Annotated in this window: 2 protein-coding genes and 1 pseudogene; 1 reads left to right on the top strand and 2 read right to left on the bottom strand. The window is 43.0% G+C overall.

The genetic code is table 11. The annotated features are described in order from the left end of the window. Window positions 1–57: 57 nt before the first annotated feature. Window positions 58–456, bottom strand: a complete 399-nt coding sequence (locus tag ACRC32_RS03015) for a RidA family protein (protein WP_438552580.1) — start codon at window positions 454–456, stop codon at window positions 58–60. 243 nt (window positions 457–699) lie between these two features. Between ACRC32_RS03015 and ACRC32_RS03010 the strand changes: the two are divergent. Next, window positions 700–4,236, top strand: a pseudogene (locus tag ACRC32_RS03010) (ATP-binding protein); the annotation flags it as partial. A gap of 35 nt (window positions 4,237–4,271) precedes the next feature. Here the strand turns inward: ACRC32_RS03010 and ACRC32_RS03005 are convergent. After that, window positions 4,272–4,379 (bottom strand): transposase (locus tag ACRC32_RS03005; protein WP_438552581.1); only part of this gene is annotated, 108 nt, incomplete at its 5' end.

The raw sequence follows: 4,379 nt of genomic DNA, 5'->3' as shown, positions 1-4,379 counted from the left end.
ATTCTGATGCGGGCGTGTTGTGCATCAGGGGATCGCCTTTGGGCGCTTTGTGGTGGGTCACGTAAGTGCTGCTGTTGCCTCAACCTCAACCAGTGTTTCTGGAGAGGCGAGTGAGGCAACACCGATGCCAGTAAGAGCTGGGCGCGACTCTCCCAGATATTGCACGAGAATCGGTGCGATATCCCCCATGAATTCTCCAAGTTCACCACGAACGTAGATGCGAAGGCTAAGCAGATTCTCTATGGAGCTTCCCGATGCATCTAGAACGACCGTTAGGTTAGTCAGCGCCTTCTTTAGTTGCCCCTCGACGGTATGGTATGAAACTTGGTGGTTCATGTCCCAGTCAACTTGACCAGAAATGTAAACGGTGCCCGTTGCGGTATCGACAACAGCGTGGGACAATCCGTGCGGTCTGCCATCATAGCGTTGTGGCGGATTAACGAGCTGTTTTCTCATTGTGTCTAAATCCTTTTTTCCTACCTATCTGGAGTGTAGCCAGTTCTAATGCTCGACTTCTTTCAGATTCTTATGACGCATTATCAGATTCTTATGATGAAGCAGTGACAACTTTGAAAGATAGGCGTTCTAGTTTTGAGCGTTAGATTGCGATCGCGATCTTTATTGAATTGTTTAATACCTTGAAGTTGGGCAAACGATATACTTTGTCATATAGCTGAATGACACTCATCGGGAGATTGAATGATTACCCTACCTGGAGTTGCCATCCACAGCAAAATCTATGAAAGTTCAGCCTCTCTGGTGTATCGGGGGATTAGAGAGCAGGATAATTGTGCAGTTGTCGCTAAAGTCCTCAAGCAAGATTATCCCTCTGCTGGGGAATTAACTCGCTACAGGCAGGAATATGAAATAACCCGTTCCCTCAAGATCTCAGGTGTAGTTAAGGCATACAGCCAACAGGACTATCAACGCACGCTCGTCATCCTTCTAGAAGACTTTGGCGGAGAGTCTTTAGAACGCTTGCGGCAGCAGCAATCGGACTTCTACCCGATGCACTTATCGAATTTTCTTAGGCTGGCGATCGCCATTACTGACATTCTAGGCAAAATCCATGCCGCTAATGTGATTCATAAAGATATCAATCCAAGCAACATCGTCCTGAATCCGAATACTGGCGTTGTCAAAATTATTGATTTTGGGATTGCTACCCGATTCAGCCGCACTAATCCAACGTTTAAAAGTCTCCATCTTCTGGAAGGAACCCTTGCTTATCTGTCGCCAGAGCAAACCGGACGCATGAACCGGATGCTCGACTATCGCACCGATTTTTACTCGCTGGGCGTAACATTTTATGAACTTTTGACCGGACAGTTGCCGTTTCTCGCTACAGACATCCTAGAACTAGTTCATTGCCATATTGCCAAACAGCCCGTTCCCCCGCACGAACTGAATGCAGCGATTCCCAAACCTGTTTCAGACATAATTTTGAAATTGATGGCGAAAAATGCGGAAGATCGCTATCAGAGTGCCTGGGGCATTAAAGCAGATTTAGAACGCTGCGATCGGCAATTAGCCCAAAATGGTCAAATTAACTCCTTCCAATTAGGAATTCAAGATGTTTCCGAGCAATTTCAAATTTCCCAAAAACTGTATGGACGAGAAGGAGAGATTGAAGCATTATTAGCAGCGTTTGACAGAGTAGCCGCAAGGGTAAATGAAGACAATTCTCAACAATTCAACGTCGAAATGATGCTGGTTTCTGGTTACGCTGGCATTGGTAAATCAGCATTGGTGCAGGAACTCTACAAACCCATTACGGCAAAGCAGGGCTATTTTATTTGGGGTAAGTTTGACCAATTCGATCGCAATATTCCCTACAGCGCGATCGTCGATGCCCTAAAAAAATTAGTGCAGCAACTACTAGGGGAACCAGACGAGCAAATACAACAGTGGCGATCGCGTCTGCTCGCAGCTTTGAGAAGCAACGGACAATTGATTGTTGATGTCATCCCTGAAGTTGAGTTAATTATTGGCAAGCAGCCACCCGTACCAGAAGTTGGAGCAACTGAGGCACAGAATCGCTTCAATTTAACATTTCAAAAGTTTGTGCGGGTGTTTTGTTCAAAGAAGCATCCCCTGGTCATCTTCTTAGACGATTTGCAATGGATCGACTCAGCGACGCTAAAGTTAATCGAGCTAATATTACTCGACGAGCAAACCCAATATCTATTTTTGATTGGAGCCTACCGAGATAATGAAGTGACTCCAACGCATCCACTAATGTTAACGCTGGAGAAACTGCGAAAACAAGGAGCAGTAATTCAGGAGATTATTTTAGCACCCTTAACGCCCGAACCGTTGAGTCAATTGATCGCCAAGACACTACATCATAATACTGACACCGTTCGTTCCCTAACCCAATTAGTATTACGTAAAACCGAGGGCAACCCTTTCTTTGTCGGTGAATTTTTGCGAATGCTATATAGTGAAAATCTGCTGACTTTTGATGCGGAACACTTATGCTGGCAGTGGGACATTGCTCAGATTGAAGCCCAAGAGATCGCTGATAATGTGGTAGAGCTACTGCTCTCAAAGCTGAAGAAACTACCAGAAGAAACACAGCAAATCCTTCGCTTAGCTGCTTGTGTTGGAGCTAAATTTGATTTAGAAACATTAGCGATCGCTTGTGAAAAATCGCCGAAAGCAATTTCTCTAGATTTACTAGCAGCCATCCAGACTGGATTAATTCAACCTCTATCTGAATTAGATGAAAACTTGTTAGTTCAAGACTACAAGTTTTTGCACGATCGCGTCCAGCAAGCTGCTTATGCCTTAATTGACGAATCTCAAAAACAAGTTATTCATCTCCAAATCGGTCGCAATTTACTCGAAAAAGCTTCACCAGAGCAGCGATCGAAGCAACTGTTTGAAATCGTCGATCATCTCGATCGGGGAATTAAGTTTGTCAGCAATCGAGTAGAACGAAATGAAATTGCTAAATTGAATTTAATCGCAGGTCAAAAAGCCAAGGCAGCAACGGCTTATGAAGCGGCTCTTAAGTATTTCAGTACAGGGATTAAACTTCTAGATACAGACAGTTGGCACAGTGAGTATGACCTCACCTTAGCACTATATTCAGAAGCAGCAGGGGCAGCTTATCTTCATGGTTGCTTTGCTGAAATGGAACAATTCGTAGAAGTAGTACTCAACAATGCTAAGACAGCGATCGACAAAGTGCAAGTTTACGATAGCAGAATTCAAGCGTTTTTGTCACAGGGCAACCTAAAAGAAGCACTGAAAATTGGACTAGAAGTGTTAAAGCTCCTGGAAATAAATTTGAAAGAAAATCCAAGTCAGTTAGACGTTCAAAAAGGATTGGAGGAAACGGCTGCACTACTCGCTGGACGAGAAATCGAAGATTTAATTAATCTACCAAAGATGACGGCAACAGAACCTCTGGCAGCAATGTCTATCCTGGCGAATATTGTGGCTGCTGCATTTTTTGTATCACCAGCACTGATGATACTAATTACGTGCAAAATGGTAAATTTATCGATCGACTATGGCAATGCTACCTGGTCGCTACTGAGTTATGCTAACTACGGTCTTGTTCTATGTGGAGTTGTTCAAGACATTGAACTCGGTTATAAATTTGGCAAATTGGCTCTAAGCTTGGCAGAGCGATCGAATGCTAAAAAAGGTAATACTAAAGCATTAATGATAACGGGAGCCTTCATTATTCACTGGAAGGTACATTTTAAGACAACAATCCCAATGCTGGTTGATGCCTATCAAAACGGAGTAGAAACTGGAGACATTGAATTCGCTGGCTATGCTGCATATAGTGTATGTTATTACTCATTTTTAGCTGGTGAGGAACTCACCCAACTGGAACAAACAACGGCAACCTATAGCAAAGCAGTCAGACGAATCAGACGAGAAAATCCTTCTAATTGGATTGCAGTGTTGTGGCAGACAATTCTTAATCTGTTAGGTAGATCTGAGAATCCCAGCCGTTTAATTGGTAGCGTATATGATGAAGATCGAGCGATATCTCGCGCTATTACAGTTAAAGATGGAAATGAAATTCGCTATTTCTATTTAAACAAAGTTATACTGTGTTATCTATTTGGGGAATATCATCAAGCTGCACAAACTGCTATTTTAGCAAAGCAATATGTAGAAGAAGTAAAAGCAATCACGGCTGTAACTTTACTCTGTTTTTACGATTCTCTAGTTCTTTTGAGCCTATGGGTTGAGGTTTCAAACTCCCAAAAAGAAGGGTTCTTCCGTTAAGACGGTGATAATTTTTTCTAATTTGAGAAGCAAGCTAGTAGCCGTTCACGAAAGTTAGTGAAATTCGTAAAACCATAAGCTTGCCGTTTAATCAGCTTAATTCGATTGTTAATTCCCTCCATTAC

This window comes from Chroococcidiopsis sp., assembly GCF_051657925.1.
Classification (GTDB): Bacteria; Cyanobacteriota; Cyanobacteriia; order Cyanobacteriales; family Chroococcidiopsidaceae; genus Chroococcidiopsis.
This window is presented reverse-complemented; position numbering and strand designations above follow the sequence as displayed.

Coding starts and splice junctions, on each gene's coding strand:
- ACRC32_RS03015 (WP_438552580.1), bottom strand. CDS start 456: ATGAGAAAACAGCTCGTTAATCCGCCACAACGCTATGATGGCAGACCG.